Genomic DNA, 1,220 nt, shown 5'->3' on the forward strand with positions numbered 1-1,220 from the left:
ATCTTCTCTGCGAGTTCCTGCTGCGCCTGAAAGCGGTGGGGCTTGTCGAAGGCAATACCTTCGACCTGCCGATTACCCAGGCTGAGATGGCGGATGCGATTGGCACCAGTGCGGTACACATGAACCGTATTTTTCAGGCGCTTCGTGCCGATGGCCTGATTCAGACCCAGGGAACGCAGGTCACCATACCCGACTGGGGGAAATTGACGGAAGCGGGCGACTTCGACCCTCTCTATTTGCACCTGGAAGGCGGCCAGTAAGCATCCCATTCTTCGTTCCATACGAAAAACCGCCACCCGGCATGATCCGTAAGTGGCGGTTTCTCTGAGTGTTCGTGGTCGGAGCGACAGGATTCGAACCTGCGACCTCTGCAACCCCATTGCAGCGCGCTACCAAGCTGCGCCACGCTCCGACGTTCAGCAGGGAAAGCCTGGCTCCTCACTCCGATGGGTTCGGATTCAGGAGCATTGCGTTTCCTACGCTTAGGACATCCGGAACGTGCCGGCGCCCTCAGAACGAGGCGTATACTAGCGTGTTCGCTGGCAAATGAAAAGCCCCTTTTGTACTTTCCATTCAGGCGCTTGCCTTTCCAGCGCCTGCGCCGATGCTGCATGGTCCGATGGTACGGCCGCCTGCCGGCCGGCGCATTGCATCGGTCAGAGCGCTTCCCAGATTCTGCTGCGTAGGTCATGGGGCAGGGAGGCGACCTGCTTCAGCCTTTCCAGATGCTGTTCGGTCACCTCCCGGGCCAACGCCTGATAGCATTCACCCATCTTGATGGGGTCGTTGCCATGGGTGTCGTAGCATTGCTCGAATCGTTGGCTGACGTTGGCCAACGCTTCGAGGAAGCGAGCCTCCTGCTGCAGCGTTTCGCAGATGCACTCCATCCAGGCGAGCTGGAATCGGGTCAGGGGGGTAACACTTTGCAGGTATTGTCGCGACCACCACTCCATCATGGGTTGTGAGGCTTCCCAGGCGGGGCTGAGCGCTGAGGAGGGCAAGGTAGGGAACATGGTCGTCTCCCATGACGGCTGGCCGGAGCGAGGATAAGACTGAGTGTAGTCCACGGATGGGTCGTCCCCCTGTATTCGGGTGCGTCGCATCATGAAATGTTCTGCGTTTCCGAGGTATGACGCTTTACGCCCCGTTCATGGCATGCTTTGTTGGTACGGTCGAAGCCGCGGGTACGAGCTGGATAGGAGCCTGGCATGTGGGAAGTC

At 59.0% G+C, this 1,220-nt stretch carries 2 protein-coding genes and 1 tRNA gene; 1 reads left to right on the top strand and 2 read right to left on the bottom strand.

All coding sequences use genetic code 11. The features are described 5' to 3' along the window. On the top strand, positions 1–260 hold a 260-nt coding region (locus tag QPM17_RS23600; protein WP_285394187.1), incomplete at its 5' end, for a helix-turn-helix domain-containing protein. Between the two features lie 75 nt (positions 261–335). Here the strand turns inward: QPM17_RS23600 and QPM17_RS23605 are convergent. After that, positions 336–412 (bottom strand) — tRNA-Pro (locus tag QPM17_RS23605). Between the two features lie 244 nt (positions 413–656). After that, a complete protein-coding gene (locus QPM17_RS23610; protein WP_285394188.1) occupies positions 657–1,013 on the bottom strand; it encodes a hypothetical protein in 357 nt (118 codons plus the stop codon). Positions 1,014–1,220 lie beyond the last annotated feature (207 nt).

This window comes from Marinobacter azerbaijanicus, from assembly GCF_030250645.1.
GTDB classification, from domain to species: domain Bacteria; phylum Pseudomonadota; class Gammaproteobacteria; order Pseudomonadales; family Oleiphilaceae; genus Marinobacter; species Marinobacter azerbaijanicus.